This window comes from Flavobacterium pectinovorum (assembly GCF_022802975.1).
Taxonomy (GTDB): domain Bacteria; phylum Bacteroidota; class Bacteroidia; order Flavobacteriales; family Flavobacteriaceae; genus Flavobacterium; species Flavobacterium pectinovorum_B.
Map to the genome: position 1 here is coordinate 24,276 of NZ_JAFEVZ010000018.1, position 23,340 is coordinate 47,615.

At 34.3% G+C, this 23,340-nt stretch carries 15 protein-coding genes and 1 tRNA gene; 14 read left to right on the forward strand and 2 right to left on the reverse strand.

Translation table 11 applies throughout. The annotated features are described in order from the left end of the window. The first annotated feature begins 11 nt into the window (after window positions 1-11). From FLV_RS18865 to FLV_RS18930, 14 genes are all read left to right on the forward strand, one after another. Complete coding sequence (locus FLV_RS18865) at window positions 12-1,190, forward strand: FecR family protein (protein ID WP_243236270.1); 1,179 nt, start codon at window positions 12-14, stop codon at window positions 1,188-1,190. Window positions 1,191-1,452: 262 nt separating this feature from the next. Further along, a complete protein-coding gene (locus tag FLV_RS18870; protein ID WP_243236271.1) occupies window positions 1,453-4,923 on the forward strand; it encodes a SusC/RagA family TonB-linked outer membrane protein in 3,471 nt (1,156 codons plus the stop codon). Window positions 4,924-4,943: 20 nt separating this feature from the next. Next, complete coding sequence (locus FLV_RS18875) at window positions 4,944-6,392, forward strand: RagB/SusD family nutrient uptake outer membrane protein (RefSeq protein WP_243236272.1); 1,449 nt, start codon at window positions 4,944-4,946, stop codon at window positions 6,390-6,392. A 432-nt stretch (window positions 6,393-6,824) separates the two neighbouring features. Continuing rightward, on the forward strand, window positions 6,825-8,018 hold the full coding sequence (locus FLV_RS18880) for a peroxiredoxin family protein (RefSeq protein WP_243236273.1): 1,194 nt from the start codon (window positions 6,825-6,827) through the stop codon (window positions 8,016-8,018). Window positions 8,019-8,043: 25 nt separating this feature from the next. Beyond that, complete coding sequence (locus tag FLV_RS18885) at window positions 8,044-9,234, forward strand: TlpA family protein disulfide reductase (protein ID WP_243236274.1); 1,191 nt, start codon at window positions 8,044-8,046, stop codon at window positions 9,232-9,234. A 167-nt stretch (window positions 9,235-9,401) separates the two neighbouring features. Next, window positions 9,402-10,790 carry a TlpA family protein disulfide reductase gene (locus FLV_RS18890; protein WP_243236275.1) on the forward strand — a complete coding sequence of 463 codons (1,389 nt, stop codon included), beginning with the start codon at window positions 9,402-9,404 and terminating at the stop codon, window positions 10,788-10,790. Between the two features lie 170 nt (window positions 10,791-10,960). Continuing rightward, the gene (locus FLV_RS18895; RefSeq protein ID WP_243236276.1) at window positions 10,961-13,765 is read left to right on the forward strand and encodes a M16 family metallopeptidase; all 2,805 of its coding nucleotides are present in this window, start codon (window positions 10,961-10,963) and stop codon (window positions 13,763-13,765) included. A 228-nt stretch (window positions 13,766-13,993) separates the two neighbouring features. Beyond that, window positions 13,994-14,443, forward strand: a complete 450-nt coding sequence (locus FLV_RS18900; protein WP_243236277.1) for a protein-disulfide reductase DsbD domain-containing protein — start codon at window positions 13,994-13,996, stop codon at window positions 14,441-14,443. A gap of 26 nt (window positions 14,444-14,469) precedes the next feature. Beyond that, window positions 14,470-16,434, forward strand: a complete 1,965-nt coding sequence (locus FLV_RS18905) for a protein-disulfide reductase DsbD family protein (protein ID WP_243236278.1) — start codon at window positions 14,470-14,472, stop codon at window positions 16,432-16,434. Window positions 16,435-16,497: 63 nt separating this feature from the next. Then, the gene (locus tag FLV_RS18910; RefSeq protein ID WP_243236279.1) at window positions 16,498-17,562 is read left to right on the forward strand and encodes a TlpA disulfide reductase family protein; all 1,065 of its coding nucleotides are present in this window, start codon (window positions 16,498-16,500) and stop codon (window positions 17,560-17,562) included. Window positions 17,563-17,589: 27 nt separating this feature from the next. Beyond that, window positions 17,590-18,822 (forward strand): TlpA disulfide reductase family protein, encoded by a 1,233-nt coding sequence (locus tag FLV_RS18915; protein ID WP_243236280.1) that lies wholly within the window; start codon window positions 17,590-17,592, stop codon window positions 18,820-18,822. Between the two features lie 19 nt (window positions 18,823-18,841). Next, window positions 18,842-20,065 carry a TlpA family protein disulfide reductase gene (locus FLV_RS18920; protein WP_243236281.1) on the forward strand — a complete coding sequence of 408 codons (1,224 nt, stop codon included), beginning with the start codon at window positions 18,842-18,844 and terminating at the stop codon, window positions 20,063-20,065. Between the two features lie 6 nt (window positions 20,066-20,071). Further along, window positions 20,072-20,533, forward strand: a complete 462-nt coding sequence (locus FLV_RS18925; protein ID WP_243236282.1) for a protein-disulfide reductase DsbD domain-containing protein — start codon at window positions 20,072-20,074, stop codon at window positions 20,531-20,533. A gap of 1,093 nt (window positions 20,534-21,626) precedes the next feature. Beyond that, window positions 21,627-21,797 (forward strand): hypothetical protein, encoded by a 171-nt coding sequence (locus tag FLV_RS18930; RefSeq protein WP_243236283.1) that lies wholly within the window; start codon window positions 21,627-21,629, stop codon window positions 21,795-21,797. A gap of 188 nt (window positions 21,798-21,985) precedes the next feature. On the opposite strand, the gene FLV_RS18935 is transcribed toward FLV_RS18930, so the two are convergent. After that, window positions 21,986-22,058, reverse strand: a tRNA-Met gene (locus FLV_RS18935). Window positions 22,059-22,186: 128 nt separating this feature from the next. Continuing rightward, a complete protein-coding gene (locus FLV_RS18940) occupies window positions 22,187-23,290 on the reverse strand; it encodes a PepSY-associated TM helix domain-containing protein (RefSeq protein ID WP_243236284.1) in 1,104 nt (367 codons plus the stop codon). Between the last annotated feature and the right edge of the window lie 50 nt (window positions 23,291-23,340).

Consider the following 23,340-nt stretch of genomic DNA (forward strand, 5'->3'; position numbering starts at 1 on the left):
CCTATTATAAGATGTCTAATTTTAGCAAAATCGTATTAATATCAAAAGAACTTGCTGCTTCAATCCTTCGAAATGAAGAGCCGCATGCTTTTAAGAATTCTGACTTATTCGATGAAAATGATAAGCAGTATATTTTAGAGCATTTAACTAAAGAGCATATCAATCAAAGACGAAAATTAATCAGTCAAATTGATATTAATAAAGACTTAAAAAAAGTTCATTCAAAAATAAATGTTCCGGTAAGAAAAATTTATAACTGGAGATATGCTTCTGCAGCTGCAGTAATTTTACTTCTTGCTTCCACTTATTTTTTCAAAGATACTCTTACAGATAACCCGCAGCAAAATGTAACGGTAGCAGTAAAGAGCAGAATAGAACCCGGTACTGACAAAGCTGTTTTGGTTCTTGCCAATGGAGAGAAAGTGACTTTAGGCAATGGAGTCAATTATGCCGGACAAAATGTGAAGAGCAATAATGAGCAGATTTTTTATAACAATTCAAATAGCAGTAAAAATGCAACTGAATATAATTATCTGATTGTTCCAAGAGGAGGGAATTTCAGTATTAATCTTGCAGACGGAACAAAAGTCTGGCTGAATTCAGAGTCGAAACTTAAATTTCCTGTAGCGTTTTCTGATGGAGAAGAAAGAAAAGTGGACCTTATCTATGGTGAGGCTTATTTTGATGTATCTCCCAGCACCAGACATAAAGGTTCCCATTTTAAGGTGCATCATGATAAACAAGAGGTTGAAGTTGTTGGAACGGAGTTTAATATAAAGGCTTACAATAATGAATCTCATGTTTATACTACGCTTGTTGAAGGTAAGGTAGCTGTTTCATCAGGAGGAAAGAAAGTAAATCTTGTTCCAAATCAGCAGTTTAATATGGATCTTACTACCAGTACTTTCAAAATTAGCAATGTAGATGTATCAAGATCAATAGCGTGGAAAGAAGGAGTATTTTACTTCGAAGACGAATCTATTGAAAATATCTTAAGAACAATGTCCAGATGGTACGATTTCGAGTATAGATTCAAATCAGAAACATTGAAAAACAGCCGTTTTACAGGACTTATTAAGAAAAGAAAAAATTTAGAAGATATTCTGAATATTATAAGCAGAACCTCCAATATCAAATATAGTATTAACTCTAAAAACAATGTAAATGAAGTAATTATAAGCAGTAAATAAAAAAACCGGAAAAATGTTGACGCATTTCCCCGGCTAAAGTTTTCAGTTACAAGTAAATAAATTCTGACACCTATTAACCATAACCAAACCCAGTAAAAGTATGAAAAATAAATTATTTTCATGGAATACTAAAAAGTATTTTTACGTTAAACCAAAATTGTTATTTAATTTGAAACTATCATTTATTTTAACAGTATTTTGCTTCAATGCAAGCATATTTGCGTCTGCGCAGAAAGTTACATTTGAAGTTAAAAACAAAAAAATGGCAGATGTATTAAAAGAAATTACCAGAAAGACTGGTGTGAATTTCTTTTACAATAACACTGTCTTTGATGATACAAGAACGATATCTTATAATGCTTCAAATTCAGACGTATTAGATGTTGTTAATCGTTTGATAGGCTCAAATTACAGGGCAGTTTTTGTAGATCAAAATGTTATAGCCATTGAGGTGGTTACAGCCCCAAAGACTGTAGAAGCAGTACAGGAAATAAAAATTGAAGGAATTGTTTCTGATGTAAAAGGAAATCCGCTTCCGGGAGTTATAGTTTCTATTAAAGACGATCTTGTAGGTGTTATCACTGATACAAAAGGACATTATGAACTAAACGTTCGAAAAGGGAACGTTATTATTTTTGCCTTTCTTGGTTATAAAAAACAAGAGATTACGATTAAAGACAATAAAGCTGTCATTAACGTTATAATGGAAGAAAGTCAAGTGGAGCTGGAATCTGTAAAAGTGGTGAATACAGGTTATCAGACACTTTCTAAGGCTAGAAATGCAGGTGCATTTTCAAAAGCGGATATGAAAATAGTAGAAAGCAGATCTTATTCTATGAATATTCTACAGCGCTTAGACGGGATTGTCGCTGGTTTTACTGTTAACAATAATAAGAATGTTTCTGCAAATCCTTTTTTAGTCCGGGGTTTAACAACAATCGGTACTTTTGATCAGTTTGGTAATGTTACCGGCGGGACTAATAGAAATCCATTATATGTAGTAGACGGAATACCAATTGAAAATATATCGTCAATTAATCCTCAGGATATTCAGAATGTTACTGTATTAAAGGATGCAACTGCATCATCTATATGGGGGGCAAGAGCGGCCAATGGAGTAATCGTTCTTACTACGAAAAAAGGAAAGAAAGGAAGTAAATTAAGTATAGAATATGATGCATTTAGTAATTTTGAAGGCAGACCTGATCTTGGTTATAGTAAATATTTAAACAGCCCTCAATTTATACAGGCGTCAAAAGAAACCTTTTTCCCTGATGAATATTCATGGGAACAGGCTATTGCGTACAATTATGGAGGTGCTGGAGTACCTCCGCATTTAAGAATTTTATACGATCAGTCAAGAGGTCTTATTTCTCAGGCTGAGGCCGACAGCAGATTAGCAGCTCTGGCAAGTACAGACAACAGAAGTCAGATTTCAAATTTGTTCTACAGAAGTGCTATTTTGTCTAATCATACACTTTCGCTTTCAGGAGGTACTGATAATTATTCTTTTTATACGTCGGCGACTTATACGAATAATCAGAATAATACACCAGGGGACGAAGATGAATTGTTTAAATTAAATGCCAGACAGGATTATAAGATCAATAAATTTATTAGTGCCTATGCTATTACAGATTTTACAAAATCAAAACTTTCGTCTAAAAGAAATCTTCTTGTAGATTATGGATTTTTTCCTTATCAGCTTTTCCGCGATAAAGACGGCAAAAACTTGTCTATGTCTTACATGACCAATTTATCAGATGAAGTTCGTACTGATTTTGAGGGACGAAGCAGAATAAGTCTTGATTATAATCCTTTGGATGAGTTTAATAGAGGATCAACTGATACGGATGGTTTTATGAGCAGAATCATAACAGGTATTAATGTTGATATCATTGACGGACTTAAATTTACAGGTACTTATGGCTATATTACAGGAAGTAATAAAACTTCAATGTTTGATTCACAAGACAGTTATACAGTAAGAAAAGAGCTTGCTGAATTTACGGTTGCCGATAATCCGGGCGATACACCTGTTTATTATTTGCCAAGTAACGGAGGACGCTATAGCGAAGCAAATGCTACTCAGAAAAACTACACCATCAGAAATCAGTTTGAATATGATAAAGGATGGAATGAAGACAAACATCATATCAATATTTTATTGGGTCAGGAAGCACAGGAGAATTATACACAAAGTACTACTACTTTGGTTAGAGGATACGATCCGCTTCTTCAGACGTATTCTTATATAAATTATGAGACTCTGATAAATGACGGTATAGAAAATCCTGTTATGCCAAATTCAGGAAACAGGAGCTTTTTGGGAATCGATCAGCCGAGAGATTTTGTTCAGACGGATATTTTAAGCCGATTTATGTCTTATTTTTCAAACGCTTCTTATACGCTAAACAATAAATACAGTTTAAATGGAAGTTTAAGAAAAGACCAAAGTAACCTTTTTGCACTTGACAAATCCAGCCAGAGTAAACCGGTATGGAGTGTGGGAGGAAAATGGCAGATTTCCGGAGAATCTTTTTTATATGATTCATCAGTTATATCCAATTTAGCTTTGCGAGCCACTTATGGGGTAACAGGAAATGCTCCTTCTCCGGGTACAGCAGCTTCGTACGATATCCTAAGTCCTCAGACAGAATATGCACTTACAGGCAATGTGATACCATTGACTATTGCAACTCCGGGAAATAAAAAATTGACTTGGGAAAGCACTAAAAATATCAACCTTGGTTTGGATTTTACTCTTTTTAGAAATAGAATCGACGGATCTATAGATTTTTACAGAAAGAATACTGAAAATATGATCGGGCAGCTTCCTCTAAACATTTTCACAGGATATGTTTCGGCTATCGGAAATTTCGGCTCTATGGAAAATAAAGGAGTTGAGGTAACTCTTAAGACTTTAAATGTAGAAACAAAAGATTTTTCATGGACCACACAGTTTGTAATGGCTTACAATAAAAACACCATTACCGAGCTGGAGCAACCAAGCGTTATAAATACTGGAGACCAGAAGGTTAGCATGGCTTACATGAAAGGATACCCGGCTTATGCAGTTTTTGCTTACGATTATCAAGGATTGGATTCCAGCGGAGATCCGCTGATAAAATTAGCAGACGGTACCATTACCAAGACACCAAATATTACTACTGCAGATGATATTGTGTACAAAGGAACTTTAGTACCTGTATGGAACGGAGGACTTACCAATGTGTTTACTTATAAGGGATTAACTTTAAGCGGTACAGCAGTGTATAATTTAGGGCATGTAATGCGTAAAGACGTGAACACTTTTTATAATGGACCGCTTTTTCAAGGAAATTTAGGTTTTAGAAGAGCTAATCTGCATTCTGATTTTGCTGACCGATGGAAAAATCCGGGAGACGAACAGGTAACAGATATACCGAGATATGTACCTCAGTCAACTGTAGATGGTGACGACAGAAGTACAAACTATTATACTTTGGCCAGTACTAATGTTTTAGATGCTTCTTACATCAAATTCAGGGATATTACATTGGCTTACAGTCTTCCAAAATCAGTATTGGACAAGGCCAACATCAGCAGTCTTTCTTTTAGAATATCAATGTCGAATGTAATGTTGTGGAAAGCGAATAAAGAAGGTATAGATCCGGAGTTTCAGGCAGATGAGATTAGAATGCCAAAAATAGGTCAAAATGCTATCGCATTAGGACTTCATCTTTCTCTTTAAAAATTATAAAAAGAAGTATCATGAAAATTAAGAAACAATATATAAAATCATCTGTTTTATTAATACTTGCTGTTATTACATTCTCCTGCAGCGATGACTATCTGGAAGTTGTGCCAAAAGGAAGCTTAATAGCCAGTAAAGTATCAGACTATGACCGCCTGCTTGATGACCCGGCATTAAACACTCTTTCGAATGCGCTAATACCTATGGGGGATGAGGTTGCTGCTGTAGAACCTTTTTTCTCGAATACTGATATCCGTAACCAGAGATTGTTCAGATGGGATGATGAAATTTATAATGCTGGTCAGACACCAGATGAATTAACAAACTTAAATGCGGTCTATACATATAATAAAGTTATAGCAGAGGTAATGAATGCTACAGAGGGTACTGATGCTCAGAAAAGAGCTTTGTTGGCTGAGGCAAAAATTGGCCGTGCAACAAGTTATTTTGCACTGATTAATTATTATGGGAAACCTTATAATGCTGCAACGGCTGCAACGGATTTAGGTTATCCGATTATTACGCAGTCAGACATTACGCTGACGAATTTCACCAGAAACACTGTAGAAGAAGTGTACGATTTTATATTGTCGGATATTACAGAGGCTATTCCTGATCTTCCTGTAGTACTATATAAGAGAAACAGAGCTTCAAAAATAATTGGCGAGGCTTTACTAGGCAAAGTTTTGATGTTTAAAGGTGAATTTACAGAAGCATCAAATCATCTGCAGTCGGCAATTGACCTGATGAGCAGCTCGAATCTGCCAGTGGAATTATACAATTACAATGATACCTTTTCAGATGAGGGAGCGTTTATGCCAATAAACTTCTTTTTTGGCCCGACATACCCAATTCCAAAAGACAATAAGGAAATTATTTACGACAAAGCTTCTAATAATATTTGGGCCTTTATACAAAATGAAATTGTTATCAAGCCGGAAACGGCACAGTTGTATAACAGTTCAGATTTTAGGCTGAATTTTTTCACCAATATGCAGGCATTTGGTTTTGAGCCGGTTTATACGAAAGGTATGTTAAGAAGATACGGTCCATTTAATAATCAAATTGGAGTGACAATTCCGGATCTAATACTGCTGTCAATCGAAGCAAAAGCAAGGTTAGGAAGTCAGGAGAGTGCAGTAGCTGATCTTGAAAGTTTCAGAGCAAACAGAATGCCTGTTGATGATGCTTCGATTCCTGCGGATGTAGCTGCAGACCAGGATAAACTTGTCAAATATATTTTTGAAGAGCGTATCCGTGAATTTTCTGTATGCGGTTACAGATGGTTGGATATGAGAAGACTTTCGGTTGATGCCAAATACAGTAATCTTGTAAATTATACCCATGATGTTTACGATGAGGAAGGAAATCTGATAAAATCACACCAACTTAAACCGGAACGTCTGGTGTTAAGATTTGGTCAAAAAGTAAAAGCGCAAAATCCTAATTTGATTGACAATCCATAAGTTTTATTGAGAACAGCGTGCTGTCGGTTAGTAGTTCTGCCCGGCAGCCGGTTCTCAAATAAACGATCTATTTTGGAATAACATTTTTTATTCAGCGATTTCTGTCTGGATAATCTATAATCATTTAAAAAAACTTTCTTACTCAAAGGAGCTGTATTGCTGCACAAGAAATACTGTGTTTTTCTTGCAATGTTAACTGTGTGATCTGCCTTAAAAATAGTATTGCTTATTGCCATTTTAGTGATGGCGTGTAGTGAAAGAAAATTTGAAGAGATATATCTGTAGTTGTGGCTTATGTAATAGCTATGGTTACAACAAATTTTCTTATAGATCCTCAGTGGTGATGGCAAATAAAAATTTAAACAGCGAGAAACTGTAGAAAAAACTGGAACAAATTTTCAGTAATGAATTAGAATAAAAAACAATAAAAAAATGAAAAAAATAATTTTTAAAGCGTTGATGGTTATTCTGTTCGCTTCAGCTTTATCAAGTTGTTCAGAAAAGAAAACGGTAGGAAATGAATTTGTTGTTAAGGGAAAATTTTCAAAAATCACAAGCCCTGTAATAGTATATCTGACTTATCAGGATGACAAGAATGAATCTCATAAAGAAGAGTTTGTCTCAAAAAATGGGGAGTTTGAATTCAAAGGAAATGCATTTGCATCTTCAGCGTCTATTTTTTTTACACCATATGTAGAAGGATATACTATCGACCAGCCTGAATATTGGACAGTAGCAGCAAAAGAAATGAAGTCCAAGCCTTATTTTGAGAAGAGCAGAGGTTTCTTTTTAGAAGGCGGCACTTTTGAATTTACCGGCGATGATAATTTAGAAACTGCCAAACTGCAAACGGACAGCGAGAATCAGGAGATTTTTACTGAATATGTTCAAGGATTAGAAAAGGTTAAAAAAGAGTACGTTCCCTTGGTTGGGCAAAAAGCAGTTTCAGACAGTATAGGAATTAAAGATCAGAAAAGTGATAAGATAAATGCTGAATATGAATTAAAAAGAAAACAATTTGTGGACTATGCCTATGAGTTTTCTGCTAAGTATCCAGAGAGCAAAGTTTCACTGATAGCGCTGCAAGCAGATGGCTTTAGTTATGATTTTGATAAGCTTTCTGTGGCTTTAGATCAATTGTCAAAAGATCTTCAGACTGTAAAGATTGCATCACTCTTACGTGAGAGAATAACAAAAGAAAATAGCAATAACATAGGGAAAGAGGCAGTTGATTTTTCATTAGAAGACCCAAATGGTAAAGAAATATCACTTCAATCGTATCGCGGTAAATATGTTTTGGTTGATTTTTGGGCTTCGGGCTGTGCTCCATGCCGAGCAGAAAACCCAAACGTGGTTAAAGCTTACAATAAATTTAAAAGTAAAAATTTTGACATTATATCTATTTCAACTGATATAAAAAAAGAACCCTGGTTAAAAGCCGTTGCAGAGGATAAACTTCCGTGGGTAAATTTAATAGATAAAAAAGAAAGAAGCAAAGCTACATGGGTGGCTTACGGAGTTCTCGGAATTCCAAGTAATTTCTTGATTGATCCTTCTGGAAAAATTGTAGCCAAGAACCTAAGAGGAATTGAACTTCATACAAAACTTGCAGAAATTTTAAAATAATTTTTAACGAATAACAATAAAAAAAATGAAAAAAATAATTTTTAAAGCGCTAATGGTGATTTTGTGTGCTTCAGCCTTAGTAGGCTGTTCAGAAAAGAAAACGGTAGGAAACGAATTTGTTGTAAAGGGAAAATTCACAAAAATTACAAGTCCTGTAATAGTTTATTTCACCTATGAGGATGATAAAGGTAAATCGCATAAAGAAGAATTCATCTCAAAAAATGGGGAATTTGAATTCAAGGGAAGCTCCTTTGGATCAGCTGCCAGTGTATTTTTTATGCCCTACGTAGAAGGATTTACTGAAGTGAATATTGATTATCTTAATAAAGTAGGAAACTTAATAGGCAAACTGCCATTTGATAAAATGAAAAATTTCTTTTTAGAAGGTGGAACTTATGAAATTTCAGGCGATAATAATCTGGAAACAGCAACACTGGAAACCGATAGTAAAAGCCAGGATCTTTTTAAAGAGTACAGTAGTCAGTATAAAGACTTACAGGAAGAGTATTATCAATTAAAGGAAAAGAAACACATTGCTGATAGTATTGGTTCAACTGATGCAAAAAGTACAGCATTAGCAGCTCAGTTCAAAGTAAAAGAAAAGCAGTTTTTGGATTATCCATATGAATTTGCCGCAAAACACCCAGACAGCAAAATTTCTCTTTTGGCTTTAAATGCAAATCTTGTGGATTTTGATGCAGAGAAACTTTCTAAAACCGTAGATGGATTATCTAAAGAGGTGAAAGCTGGAAAAATGGCGAAGGATTTAAAAGGCATAGCTGAAAAAACGATCAGAAATGCAATTGGAAAACCAGCTATTTTATTTTCATTAGAAGATGTAAACGGAGTTAAAAAAGAGCTGGCAGCTTACAAAGGAAAGTTTGTTTTGGTTGATTTCTGGGCATCATGGTGCGGTCCTTGCCGAGCAGAAAACCCAAATGTAATTAAGGTATATAATAAATTTAAGGACAAAAATTTTGATATCATCTCTGTTTCAATAGACCATGAAAGAAATGAATGGTTAAAAGCAGTAAAAGAAGACAAACTTCCATGGCTTAATTTGATTGATGATCAAGAATATGAAAAATCAACAGGCAAAGCCTATGGTGTTACGTTTGTGCCAAGTAATTTTTTAATTGATCCGGCTGGAAATATTGTTGGCAAAAATTTAATCGGAGAAGCTCTTCATGATAAGGTTGCAGAAGTAACTAAGTAAGATTTCATAAAACTGTTATTGTTTCTTTTACCTGCTGTTGTTTATCAAAAAAAACAGCAGGTAAGAAAACAAAGCTTTCACAATCGCTTTTAGGAATTATCAGGTTTGACTTTTCATAGAAAAACTATTTACGCCAAAAACAATACAACTTAAATTTCAACAAAAAGATGAAATATAAAATTATAAATACAATAAGTGCAGTTTTGCTTCTGGTAAGCATGACTTCATTTTCGCAAGGCAAAATAACGGTTTCAGGTTCAATAAAAGGATATCAGGGCGAAGATGTTTTTATTGTTAAAGATGCCTACGATGAGCAAGGCAAAGACCTGAACTTAAAAGTATCGAAAGATGGTTCTTTTAAAACAGAATTTGCTTCAGCAAAACCTCTTTATGATGCTAATCTTTATATAGATCAGACCTCTTATAAACTTTATTTTAAACCAGGAGGGAAGTATAATATAACTGTGGATATTACGGATAAGGAGGATGACAGTAAGTATGCGGTTTCCGGAAGTAATGCCAAGGAAAATCTTTTGATTAAGAATTATGTAAATAAACTGCAGAAGCACTATCTGATTACTGAGAAACTTCATTCTTTTGAAACCTATGCACCATATTCAAGTTTTATTAACAGTATAGTTGATCCACTAAACAAAGAACTTTTAGATACAAAAAATCCAGGTTTTATAGCTAATTATAAAACTAAAATTAAACAGGAATGGCTCTTTAATAATTTTTTATACGAGTTTACTGCGAAAGAGAAAATTGTTAAAAATAATGGCGACGTATCAATTTATAAAGGCGATGCACAATATGATGCATTTTTAAAGTCTACAGCATGGACTTCGACAGATTCAAAGTTGTTTACCAATATTGGTCAGAGTTTTATTTTCTTTTTAATGGGGCCATACAAAGACATTGATATGATAGAAATTCTGAAGACTTTAAATAAAGTAGTGCCGCATCAAAGTGCGCGCAACGGAATGGCTACCATGATTATGAAGGATTTTTACTCCAGAGGAGGTACTGGCGACCTTGATGCTTCTTTTGATTTTTATAAAAAAATATGCACTGATGTATCTTCAGTGGCAGCAATTGACAAGGAAAGAATGAGAGCCAAGGCGCTTCGTAAAGGAGCAATGGCAATGGATTTTGAAATGAAAGACAGCAGCGGTAAAGTCTTTAAATTATCTGATTTTAAAGGAAAAGCGGTTTATATCGACGTATGGGCAACCTGGTGTGCACCTTGCATCAAAGAAACGCCGCATTTTAAGAAACTAGTTGAAAAGTATAAAGGAGATAACAGAATTGAATTTATCAGTGTTTCTGTGGATTCCGATAAAAATGCGTGGAATAAAATGATAACCAAAGATTCCCATGATTGGAAACAGCTAATAGTCGACAACAACCTTAAGTCTGATTTATGTGTGAATTACGGTATTGAAATGATTCCTCGTTTTCTTCTTTTTGATAAAGAAGGCAGAGTGGTTAATGCAACAGCACCACATCCATCTGATTCAGAGTCGATAATAGAAGAAATTAACGGCATTCTTTAATTCTTTTAAGAATATACAAAATAAAAGTTTCATTATTTACCATTTTGAATTAGTAAGCAACCGTAAATGATGTGAGAGGGTTGTTTCTACAACCCTTTAAAAAATAGTCACAAGTGATTGTGTAATTATAAAAACAAAAAAATAATCAAATTGAATCAATCAATCGAAAAATGAAAAGAATCATATTATATCTGTTTGTTGGCGTCTCTTCTTTGACGCTGAAGGCTCAAAAAAACAATTTAAGTGAGCCGTTGCCTTCTGATAAGACAATTATAAAAGGTGTTTTGGGCAACGGTATGACGTATTATATTAAGAAAACGGACGTAACAAAGGGAGTTGCAAGTTATTATATTATTCAAAATGTGGGATCAACTCTTGAAAATGACAACCAGAAGGGATTGGCACATTTTTTAGAACACATGGCTTTTAACGGAACCAAAAATTTTGAGGGTAAAGGGATTTTAAATACCATGCAAAAACATGGTTTGTCTTTTGGAAGGGACATTAATGCTTATACCAGTTTTGATGAAACGGTATATAATATTAATAACATCCCAAACACAAATGAAATGATAGACAAGGGATTATTGGTTTTACACGACTGGTCGCATTATCTTTTACTTACCGATAAGGAAATAGATGCCGAAAGAGGCGTGATAAAAGAGGAATGGCGTACCCGTCAAAATGGAAATATGCGTATGCTTGAACAGACCATTGGTGTTTTGTATAATAATTCAAAGTACGCTTACAGATTACCAATTGGTACGATGGATATTGTTGAAAATTTTAAATATAATGCCATCCGTGATTTTTACCACGACTGGTACAGGACTGATTTGCAGGCAATAGCTATTATTGGAGACGTAGACCCTACTGTGATAGAAAACAAAATTAAAGCTTTGTTTTCCGGAATACCTGCTGTGAAGAATCCAAAAAAACGTGAGGTAGTTGAAATCGCTGAAAACGATGAACTTTTGTATGGTTTGGGGACGGATGACGAAATTACAACTTCCTCAATTTCATTCGGAATAAGACATCATAGAAATTTAGAAAATCAAACAACAGCCACATTAAAACAAGATCTTATTAATGCTATGGCAATGAATATGCTGCACAAAAGATTGAGCGAAAAAAGTCAGGATAAGACCGCTCCATTTTTAGATGCAGCTGTGGATTATAATATTGATGCGAGAACTACGAAAAACTTTAATGTTTACATTCAGCCAAAACAAAATCAACAGAAAGAAGCATTTAAAGTTGCTATGACTGAAGTTTATAAGGCTGTAAAATTTGGATTTACTGATTCTGAAATCAGCCGTACTGTCGCTGAGTTTGAAAACTCCTATCAGAATAAAATCATTTCAAGAGATGATGCAACTCATGAAGAAATTGAAAGTGTCATCCAGATGAATTATCTTTTTAATGAGACGATGACTGATATTGAGCAAGAGTATGATCTTGTGAAGTCAATTCTGAGCACACTAAGTAGTACGGAAATTCAGGACGGGTTAAAGAAGTTATTTACAACCAAAAATAGATTTCTGGTAGTCAATGGTGTAAAAGGCGAAAATAATCTAACAAAAGCAGAAGCATCAGGAATTCTTTATGATATTGAAAATGATAAAAATCTTCAGCCTTATAAAGATGCGTTTGAAGGAAAAAGCCTGATTGGAGATACTGTCATCAAGGAAGGAACTATCGTTTCAGAAAAACAAAATGATGAAGTAGGTGCTACAGAATTTACTCTGAGTAATGGTATAAAAGTGTACTATAAATATGCCAATAAAAATAAAAATGATGTCCAGCTTAAGGCGGTAAGTTATGGAGGAAACTCATTACTTGCTGATGAAGATCTCCCTTCATCTTCTGCACTCGGAGCTGTTATGCAATATTCTGGTTTAGGTGATTATACGGCTGCCAATCTTCAAAAAGTGATGGCCGGAAAAACAGCTCAGGTTTCAGCAAATATCGGTGCATTAACAGAGAACGTAAACGGATCTGCTGTGACAAAAGATGTAGAAACAATGCTTCAGATGGTATATCTGCAATTTACAAAACCACGATTTGATCAGGATGCCTACAATGTTGTTATGGAAAACTTCAACAATAAAGTTTTAAGCAGAAGTGAAGACATTCAGGAAAAAATGGAAGACAGTACCGTTGTGACTTTATACGGACTTAACAATCCGAAAAAACGTTTGTTTAACAAGGAATATGTTGAGGCTATAACTTTTGATAAAATTAAATCTGTGTATAATGCCCGCTTTGGAAATGCTGCAGATTTTGAATTTTTTCTTGTAGGTGATATTGAGAAAGATAAACTAAAACCATTATTGGAAAAATATGTGGCAGGAATAAATACAACATCTGCGAGAGAACAATGGAAAGATAATTCTGTGAACTGGCTTAAAGCAAATACGGATAAAACCATGTATCTGAAAATGTCGGATCCTAAATCATCAGTAAGTATCTGTTTTAAAAAGGAGTTTACCTATAACTTGAAAAATCAGATGCTGGCTAGCATTTTAGCTGATATGTTACAACTAAGATATGACGAAACCTTAAGAGAAGAAGAAGGCGGTACTTATGGCGCCAGTACTTACGGAGGTGTTGTAAAGAGACCGGTACAGGAAGCTGTTTTATTCGTAAAGTTTGATTGTAATCCTGAAAAAACAGACAAACTTATATCGATTGTACATAAAGAAATCAATAAAATGGCCGCTGGAGATATTGATCAAAAAGACCTGGACAAAATATTGACTAATTATTTAAAAGCCAGAAAGCAGGATAAAGATGTAAATGCCTACGATCTTGAACTGTTAACCAATTTTTACAAAGAAGGTTACAATATGGATAAGGCGGAGAATTTTGAAAATATAGTGAAGTCTGTAACGAAGAAAGACATTGCTGATTTTACTTCAAAACTGTTAAAGAAAGCGAGGTCCTATCAAATTGTATTCAAACCACAATTATAAACAATCAAATTAATATAACTCGTTGGGTGATTTTTTTTTAAAATAAATTTTAACACATAGAAACATAGATTATTATTTCTAAAGAAGAGATTAAAAGAAACAAGTTTCCACACATAGACAAACTATGTGCATTTAAATAAGTGAAACGCCTTCTTTAATTTTTTTTAAAACTATGTTTCTATGTGTTTAAAATAATTAAACCCAACAGGTATAACATAAAATATTCTCATGAAAAAAATATTTCTATTTCTATTATTAGCAATAAGCGCCAATGGTTTTTCGCAGATCATGAATCCGGTAAAATGGACAACGGCAGTAAAAAAGATATCCGCCACAGAGTATGAATTAATAGCTTCTGCAACAATAAGTGGAAACTGGCACCTTTATTCCCAAAATGTGCCTAAAGGCGGGCCTTCGCCAACAACTTTTACATTTGAATCTAATGCAAATTACCTAAAAAAAGGAAATACTAATGAAGGTGCCGGGCACACCGTTAACGATCCGGTTTTTAAAATGAAGATTACCTTTTTTGAAGGAAAAGCCGTTTTTAAGCAACGCATTAAACTTAAAAAACCAAACAGCAAATTCAAAGTAAATGCTGTGGTAGAATATATGACCTGCAACGATTCGCAGTGTCTTCCTCCAAAAGAAGTTGATCTGGTATTCGATATTAAATAAATCAAATTATAACTAGCAGTAGTCACATGAAAAAACTATTATTTGTATTTTCTTTTCTTTTGGTTTCCTTATGCAGTGCCCAAATTCTGGAGCCTGTAAAATGGACAACTTCGGTTGAGAAAATAGCTGATACCGAATATAAATTAACCGCAAAAGCGACCATAGATTCTGGCTGGCATGTGTATTCACAAAATGTCCCTGAAGATGGACCAGTAGCCACAAGTTTCATATTTGACGATCAAGGCGGAGCGTTTAAAATTATCGGTAATACAGTCGAAGGAGAAGGGCATACTGCTATGGATCCTGTCTTTAAAAAAACGATAAAATATTTTGAAAATACCGCTGTTTTTGAACAGAAAATTGAGGTATCCGGAACCAAAAACAGCCTGACAGCCTTGGTTGAATTTATGGCCTGTGATGACACAAAATGCCTGCCTCCCACAGAAGCAGAACTGACCTTTGATCTGGCTTCTGGTGCTTCTGCCAAACAAGAAACAGCAGCAGATAAGACAACTACTGTAGATTCTGAAGATAAGGGAGCAGAAGCAGAAAAAGGTTTATGGACTATTTTCTTTTTAGCCTTTCTATCCGGTTTTGCAGCACTTCTGACGCCGTGTGTTTTTCCGATGATTCCAATGACGGTAAGTTTTTTTACCAAACAGAGTAAAAATAAAGCGCAAGGTATCCGCAATGCAGTGATTTATGGTCTTTCGATTATCATTATTTACGTGCTGTTGGGATCCATTGTAACGGCAGTTTTTGGTGCTGATTCATTAAATGCACTTTCTACGAACGTATGGTTTAATGTAATCTTTTTTCTCATTTTAGTATTTTTTGCAGTTTCTTTCTTAGGAGCATTCGAAATTGTATTGCCGAGTTCTCTCGCAAACAAAGTAGATTCTCAGGCAGACAGGGGAGGAATGATAGGGATTTTCTTCATGGCTTTGGCCTTAGCCATCGTATCCTTTTCTTGTACAGGACCAATTGTGGGAACACTTTTAGTTCAGGCGGCTTCAAAAGGCGGCATTGCACCAATAGTTGGAATGCTGGGTTTTTCGACAGCAATTGCGCTTCCGTTTTCTTTGTTTGCAGCTTTTCCGGGCTGGCTTAATGCGCTTCCTAAATCTGGGGGATGGCTAAATACGGTAAAAGTGGTTTTAGGATTTTTAGAATTAGCTCTTGCGTTTAAATTTTTATCGAATGCTGATTTGGTTGTACAAACTCACCTTTTGGAACGTGAAGTGTTTTTGGCGCTTTGGATTACTATTTTCGGAGCACTTGCTTTTTATCTTTTCGGAAAAATCACTTTACCTCACGATTCTCCATTGAATCATATTTCGGTGGGAAGACTAAGTCTTGGACTTGTAGTTTTATCCTTTACCATTTATATGATTCCGGGACTTTGGGGCGCACCACTTAATTTGATAAGTGCTTTTCCGCCTCCGCAGCAATACAGCGAATCTCCATACGGAGTTGGCGGATCAAAGGGATCAGGAACAATAGATGGCCCACAGTCGCATGGTGATCTTCCTGATGGGGCGCATTTACTTGCTCCTCATGACATCATGGCTTTTGATGATTATGATAAGGGAATGGCGTACGCTAAAAAAGTGGGTAAACCGGTAATGATCGATTTTACAGGATGGGCATGCGTAAACTGCAGAAAGATGGAACAGAATGTCTGGCCGGATCCAAAAGTTTTAAAAATACTAAAAAGCGATGTGGTTTTGATTTCACTTTACGTGGATGATAAAAGAAAATTGGAAGCCGATGAAATTGTCGATTCGCAACTTAATCCTGGAAAAAAACTCAAATATATCGGACAGAAATGGAGTGAAATGCAGACCCTAAGGTACAAAGCCAATTCGCAACCTTTTTATGTACTGATGGATAGTAACGAAAAAAAACTTATAGAACCCATTGCCTACACTCCAGATGTTGAGGAGTATCTAAATTGGCTAAATACGGGTATCAATAAATTCAAAAAGTAAAAATGAATCCCTGCTTTTAAGTTTAGAGCAGCGTTCTGTAATATATTTTAAATCATAAAAATCATGAAAAAAACAGTAATAGTACTACTTGGAATTATTTTGAAGACTTCAGGTTTAAGTGCACAATCCTCTTATATCATTAAAGGGAGTATTCCTTCAAATATCAAGGCTGTAAAAGCGGTAATGGCTTATCCGCCAGACGAAGGATTTGAATATATATCTGATACCGTTAAAGTGGTAAACGGTGAGTTTGAATTCAAGGGAAAGATTCGCAGGCCACAGTTGGCAGAAATAAATTTAATCCAAACTAAACCAGCTAAGGAAGATCCTGCAAACAATATGAAAAATGTAGGTCTTGTTTATTTAGATGGAGACATCAAAGTGATTTTTGATAAGGATGGTATGGCAACGTATCAAGGAGGAGGAACGGAACAAAAGTATTGGGAGAAATATCAAACAAAACTTCTTGGTGACCAAAAACTATTAAATGGTAAACCTGCTGAAATGAGTTTTTTTGAAAAGGTTATTAATGGTTTTGTTCTCGAGAACCCGGACTGTTACGTAAGTGTAGATTTAATGGATCTTTTTGTGCAGGGTGCTATACGACCAAACGTTGTAAAACCAATGTATGATGCTTTGAGCAGCCGTATGAAAAGCGAACCAAAGGTAGTTGCATGGAAAAAACGTTTAGACGAAGCACTATCCTTTCAATCGGGGACAATTAAAGCGCAGGATTTCACAATGAATGATGCCAATGGTAATCCTGTAACCTTGTCAAAATATAAAGGACAATATGTATTACTTGATTTTTGGGCAAGCTGGTGTGTGCCTTGCAGAGCTGAAAATCCAAATGTACTGGCTGCTTATAATAAGTTTAAAGACAAAAACTTCACCATTTTGGCGGTTTCACTTGATGAGAAAAAAGCAGATTGGTTGAAAGCTATAAAAGAAGATAAACTGCCGTGGTTACAATTATGCGATTTAAAAGGTGGTGAAAATGCAGCGGCAGTACTCTATAAAGTCAGCATGGTTCCCGATAATTTTTTAATTGACCCGAATGGAAATATCGTTGACAGAGGATTAAGAGGTGAAGAATTAGAAAAGAGACTTTCCGAATTATTAAAGTAACAACCGTTACATTAAAACAATATAAAGATGAAAAAAACGATTATGATTTTACTGCTAGTTTCTCAATCTTTTTGGGCGCAGACCAGCAGTAAAAAAAATTATGAAGTATTTAGTTTTATTACTGATGTCAATAACGCTGAGGTCTATTATAACGAATTCCTTCAGGAAAATTCGTCAGATAAATTAGATAAAGAACAGCTCAGTCCGTTCCAGGCACAGTTAGCAGCAGACTGGCTGGCTGCCGGTAGTCTGGAAAAATACAATTATTATAAAAGTTTAAACCCGGATTTTTCTGCAGTGCATCTTTTAGACTTATGCAATGTATTAGAATCATGGACTGATGAGGATAAAAATACAGCGTTGGTTGAGAAAATTTCTTCAGATCTTTTGAATGAAATAAATAAGGGAACCCTATCTGATGGCATAGGGAGAACCCAGATTCTATATGAAGTGAATGCCGTTGCAAATGCAAGATTAGGCAATATTGATCTGGCAATGAAAAATATTGAAAAATCTACTTCTTTGGATAAAGATGGGTTAAGAGATGCCAAATATTTCAAAGATACTAAAGCAAATTATCTTAATAGATATGCTGTGATTTTATCTGCCGCAGGTCAAGATCAAAAAGCTTTCGATTTGTTGACAAAGGCAGTGCGAGATGCTGATTCAAATCCATTATTACTGGAAACCTTAAAAAAACTTTATGCAAAGGTTAAAGGAAATAGTGAAGGAAGCAGTAAATACATCACCGATTTACAAAACGAAGCTTATCAAAATGTTTACAAAAAAGTCGAAAAAGAATATATCAAAACAATCAAACCTATGCCAAAAACGATTATTACTGATCTAAACGGCAAGAATACAAATCTGGCAGATTATAGAGGTAAAATACTGGTAATAGATTTTTGGGCTACGTTATGCAAACCTTGCGTAGCTGCTTTTTCAGGTTTCGAACTTGTGGTTGACGAGTATAAAAACGAACCTTTCCAGCTATTTGTTATTGATTTATTTGAAACCCAGGAGACGGTAAAGACTTTTGTGACCAAAAAACATATCACACTTGATGTATTGCATGATGAAGCAAGTATAGCAGGCGATACCTATAGTATCCAAACAAAAGGAACGCCAACAAAAATTGTTTTTGACTATGATGGAAATATAAGATTTGATTCCAGCGGATATCAGGGTTCAACGCATAGAGAATATTATAAGCTCAAATCGATGGTAGAAATCATCAAGAATAAGCATCAGAAAAAATAATAAATAAAAATACAGGATTATGAAGAAGCTGATTTTTTTTGTCATGCTTATCTCAACTTCAGTTTATGCACAATTGGACTTGGATAAAGCAAAAGATACATTCTACAATATTGAATCTGTTGAAGAAAAAGAAGCGTTTTTTAATAAAATGCTGAGTGAAAATTTTCAGAATAAGAGCATTCAATACAATGATTTTCAAGCGCAACTGGCTGCAGATTGGCTTCTGAAAGGAGATATTAAAAAATTTCAATTTTATATGGAAAAGCAGCCTACATTTTCTGCTATCCAATTATTTGATATCTCCAACAAATTAGAGGATTGGGTAGATAATGACAGATATATTACAGAGATTGAAAAGATTTCCGGTCAGCTTTTAAAGGAATTAGAACGTAATCCGGATGCTGACAGCTTTGGAAGAAGTACGATTTTATTGGAGATTAACGCAGTAGCAAATGCTAAATTGGGTAATGTTGATGTAGCAAATAAGATGATTAAAAAATCGGATGAAAAAGCGTCTTTCCGCTCGTTTGCTTATTTTAGAAATTCCCGTGCTAATTATTTAAACCGATATGCCGTTATTCTATCCGTTTCAGGAGAAAATCAAAGAGCATTAGATACGCTTACAAAAGCGTTAAAAACAGGAACATCTACCGCTGTAACAGACAAAACGTTTCGAGAAATATATGCAAAAGTAAAAGGTGATTCTACTGGTATTTCAAAGATTGTAGCGAATCTTAAAGAGCAGGCTTATCAAAGTGTTTATAAAACTGTCGAAAAAGACTGGAAAAATAAAGGCATGTCCCTGCCGGCTGTTTTATTAACTGATATGGCGGGTAAGCAGATAAATTTAGCCAAAGATTTCAAAGGAAAAATTGTCGTTATTGACTTCTGGAGTACAACCTGCAAACCCTGTATTGCAGCTTTCCCAGCTTTTGAACGTATAAATGAATTTTATAAAAAGGAGCCTTTTAATTTGTTTGTACTAAATGAAGGAGAAACTACTACAGAAGTAAAACGATTCAAAGCTAAAAAAGATTACAAATTAGAAATACTTTTTGACAATAATGAAGGTTACTTCAACGGACTTAAAGCAATAGGAACACCTCAGAAATTTATAATCGGCCCTGACGGTTTAATCCATTTGACAGGTATTGGTTATGCAGGTTCTGATGATAAAGAGTTTTATAAAGTTAAAGCGATGATCGAATTCACTAAAAAGAAATACGGGATCATTAATAAATAAATTAAGATGAAACATTTAATAGTAATATTTATGCTGGTTTCTGGCGTATTTTCAGGTTTTTCTCAATCAAATCATCCAGTTACTTGGACTTTTGAAACAAAGGCTGTAGATTCTAATGTTTTTAATTTGATAATAAAAGCAGAAATTAAAGAACTCTGGCACATTTATCCACAGAAGACTTCAGGTGGAGCCCTTGGAATGCCCACACAGATTACTTTTGAAGAAAACGATACTATAGAATTAATTGGAGAAACAGAAGGAAAAGCGGCTGGCGAGGGCAGTAAGCCAAACGCACCTTATTTTTCTAAGGGAGCCGTTTTTATTCAAAAGTTAAAACTCAAAACTAAAACAGCTTCAAAATTAAATTTCAAAGTAAGATATATGGCATGTACAAATGCAATGTGTTTACCGCCAACTACAAAACAATTTACAGTTGAATTTACAGAGAAGGATTTTAAAAAAGAATAATTGACCTAAAAGAATAAACAGTTTTTTCTCAAATTAAACTGATATAAAATCATCAGTTTTATTCGTTTAATTTTTAGTTTTTTTACCTTACATTGACATGCCTTGTTCCAATGTTACAGGAATTCATATAAATTATTATGTAATTGCAGCTTTGATGTATAAACAGGAAATTGTAAAAAAAAGGTTTAAGTTCTTAAATATAATTAACATGAAAGCGTTGAAATTATTTAAAAAATATTGGAGAAAGCAGAAGAATTTCAGACAATTTACTAAAAGTGAAATACTGCAAATAATCCGTCAGGAATCCTCGGTTGTCAATAATTCGATATTTATAAAACGAGTACAATGAACATCATAATTAATTTACAGTTTTATAAAGAAGAGGATTAATGGATTAACAGTTCTTGTTACTATTTGATAGTTAGTCTTTCATATATTTTATTTTAGGAGTTATTATTGATTTATTCATTGAAAGACCAAAAGAAGCTGTATCAATACTGAGATAGCTTCTTTTTTTTTGGGGACATTTAGTTTGTTTTTTATATTGAATTTTGTGTATTTAAGTACTGATTAATAGTGAATTATATATTAAATTTAAACATTACAACCAACAACAAACGATACTTCTGCGCTGCTCTTCACACCATTCTTTTATAAAAAAGTGTACCATATAAGGATTGCAATTAAAAATGAGTTTGTTACGATGCTGTTGAATAATTAAAGATGTTCAATATTTTTGTAATAGTAAATGGAAATTCAAATGCTAGGGTTTTTAGTATTGGGTTTTTCTATTTTGGTTTGTTTTGCCTGCAAATCAAAAAATATATGGAAAATGAAGACGATCTGCATTGGTCAAAATCTTCGGTTTACTTGTAGGCATTACGAAACAAAGAAATCTCTTTTGGTTTGACCACTTGGTATAAATATTTCAAATTATTAGGATATAGTACAACAAGACCCCGTATCCTAAGAAATTATATGGCTCGTTGATGAGTTATAGACCCAATGAAATATGGTGTGCCGATGTAACGATTCTGAAAACTTTAGATGATAAAAAATACTATATTCATTTTTAATGGATTATTATTCTAAAATGATTATAAGATACCGTGTTGAAAATAGTTCCAAGCCAAAAGGTATTAGAGATTTGTTAGAACAAGCTTATTTGAAATATAAAAACAAAGAACCCATCACTTTTGTTACCGATAGCGATGTAGAGAATGTAAACACTACAGTTGATGATTTTTTAGATTTTTCAGGTTAATTCCTTACATGGAACCGTTTATTATAAAAAGATCGTGTTAAGAGGGGGGGGCTCAATTAGGGCTGAAAACAGGCAGTATCTAACCAAAAAAGTTAACCTGATTTTTAGCTTAGTCTCAACATTTTCAAGAGTTGAGAGAGGTAGTAAAAAACAAAAAACCCATCAAAATTTTGATGGGTCATTCTCTGTAGCGGGAACAGGACTCGAACCTGTGACCTTCGGGTTATGAGCCCGACGAGCTGCCTACTGCTCTATCCCGCGATGTTTCGGGTGCAAAGATAAGCAGTAAATACGGTTATGCAAAGAAAATTATGTTTTTTTTTATTTAATGCTATATTTTTTAATAAGTACTTGGTTTTTATTGGTTTGAAAAATAAAATTTTACAGATTTAGTTAACCTTTTTCTTTTTTCGTTTTCCCAACCAGATAAGTAAGCCTGTAATCGGCAATGTTACAGCAAAAAGACAGACGAGAAAAGCAAGTGTTTTTGTAGGATAACCATAAATGCTTCCAGTATGGATAGGGTAAATCAGTCTTTTTAATTTATCTCCTCTAGAAAATGATTCATAAGGTCTGATCTCAATATCTTTACCGGTGTATTTATCAAAATAAATAGCACTGGACTGATTTGGGATGCTGAATTCTAAATTTTCTTTTAGTACCAAAATACTGTTGATGGTGTCTGCCGGCATTCTGATTTGTATATTACCTTTGTAAGGAAATATACTGTCTGTTTTTCTATATATACTTTGAAAGAAAGAGGTTTTATCTGTTAATGAATCTATTTTAGTTGGGTTTTCTACTTTAGCAGATGGTCTTTCTAAAGTGCCGTTTGCTATAAAATACATGCTGTTTTCAAACCATTTAAAAGACCATGTTAATCCTGTGAGGGCAATAATCAATAAAAATAGAAAAGTGTAAAATCCAAAAGTCGAATGGAAATCCCAATTAACTCTTTTGAAGGATGCTTTCCATTTTACAGTCAGACGCTGTTTTAAATTTTTTATCTTTTGTGGCCACCATAAAATGAGTCCTGAAATCAGCATAAAAACAAAGATCAAACACGAACAGCCTGTTATAATTTCGCCAATGTCATCTATTAATAAATGTCTGTGTATATTTAAAACAACTGAGAAAAATCGGTTTTCTTGTGCGATTAGCCCAAGCACTTTTCCTGTGTAAGGATCTACAGAAAAAATTTGGTTTTCACCTTCACTGTCTTTCCCTGTGATTGTCATAGTACGTTTAGGATCATTATAGACCAGGATTCGGCTTATTTTTTCAATACCATATTGTTTCTGAATCACATTAGTACAATAATCAATCGTTTTTTTAGTATCGCCAATCCTCGATACATTATAAAATTCAGGGTTAATAAATTGATCAATTTCTTTTTCGAAAACTAAAATACTGCCTGTCAAAGCAACTATAAATAAAACAAGACCGGAAGCAAGTCCTAACCAAAGGTGTAATTGCCCTATTTTTTTCTTCAATTTTTTCTTCAATTTTTTGTTCATGTAATGTTCAAATTATTTCTGCAAAT

Excerpts from the sequence above, each read along its gene's own strand:
- FLV_RS18915 (WP_243236280.1), top strand. The coding sequence starts at position 17,590 with ATGAAAAAAACGATTATGATTTTACTGCTAGTTTCTCAATCTTTTTGG.
- FLV_RS18865 (WP_243236270.1), top strand. The coding sequence starts at position 12 with ATGTCTAATTTTAGCAAAATCGTATTAATATCAAAAGAACTTGCTGCT.
- FLV_RS18895 (WP_243236276.1), top strand. The coding sequence starts at position 10,961 with ATGAAAAGAATCATATTATATCTGTTTGTTGGCGTCTCTTCTTTGACG.
- FLV_RS18925 (WP_243236282.1), top strand. The coding sequence starts at position 20,072 with ATGAAACATTTAATAGTAATATTTATGCTGGTTTCTGGCGTATTTTCA.
- FLV_RS18905 (WP_243236278.1), top strand. The coding sequence starts at position 14,470 with ATGAAAAAACTATTATTTGTATTTTCTTTTCTTTTGGTTTCCTTATGC.
- FLV_RS18910 (WP_243236279.1), top strand. The coding sequence starts at position 16,498 with ATGAAAAAAACAGTAATAGTACTACTTGGAATTATTTTGAAGACTTCA.
- FLV_RS18880 (WP_243236273.1), top strand. The coding sequence starts at position 6,825 with ATGAAAAAAATAATTTTTAAAGCGTTGATGGTTATTCTGTTCGCTTCA.
- FLV_RS18875 (WP_243236272.1), top strand. The coding sequence starts at position 4,944 with ATGAAAATTAAGAAACAATATATAAAATCATCTGTTTTATTAATACTT.
- FLV_RS18920 (WP_243236281.1), top strand. The coding sequence starts at position 18,842 with ATGAAGAAGCTGATTTTTTTTGTCATGCTTATCTCAACTTCAGTTTAT.
- FLV_RS18930 (WP_243236283.1), top strand. The coding sequence starts at position 21,627 with ATGATTATAAGATACCGTGTTGAAAATAGTTCCAAGCCAAAAGGTATT.
- FLV_RS18900 (WP_243236277.1), top strand. The coding sequence starts at position 13,994 with ATGAAAAAAATATTTCTATTTCTATTATTAGCAATAAGCGCCAATGGT.
- FLV_RS18870 (WP_243236271.1), top strand. The coding sequence starts at position 1,453 with ATGGCAGATGTATTAAAAGAAATTACCAGAAAGACTGGTGTGAATTTC.
- FLV_RS18890 (WP_243236275.1), top strand. The coding sequence starts at position 9,402 with ATGAAATATAAAATTATAAATACAATAAGTGCAGTTTTGCTTCTGGTA.
- FLV_RS18885 (WP_243236274.1), top strand. The coding sequence starts at position 8,044 with ATGAAAAAAATAATTTTTAAAGCGCTAATGGTGATTTTGTGTGCTTCA.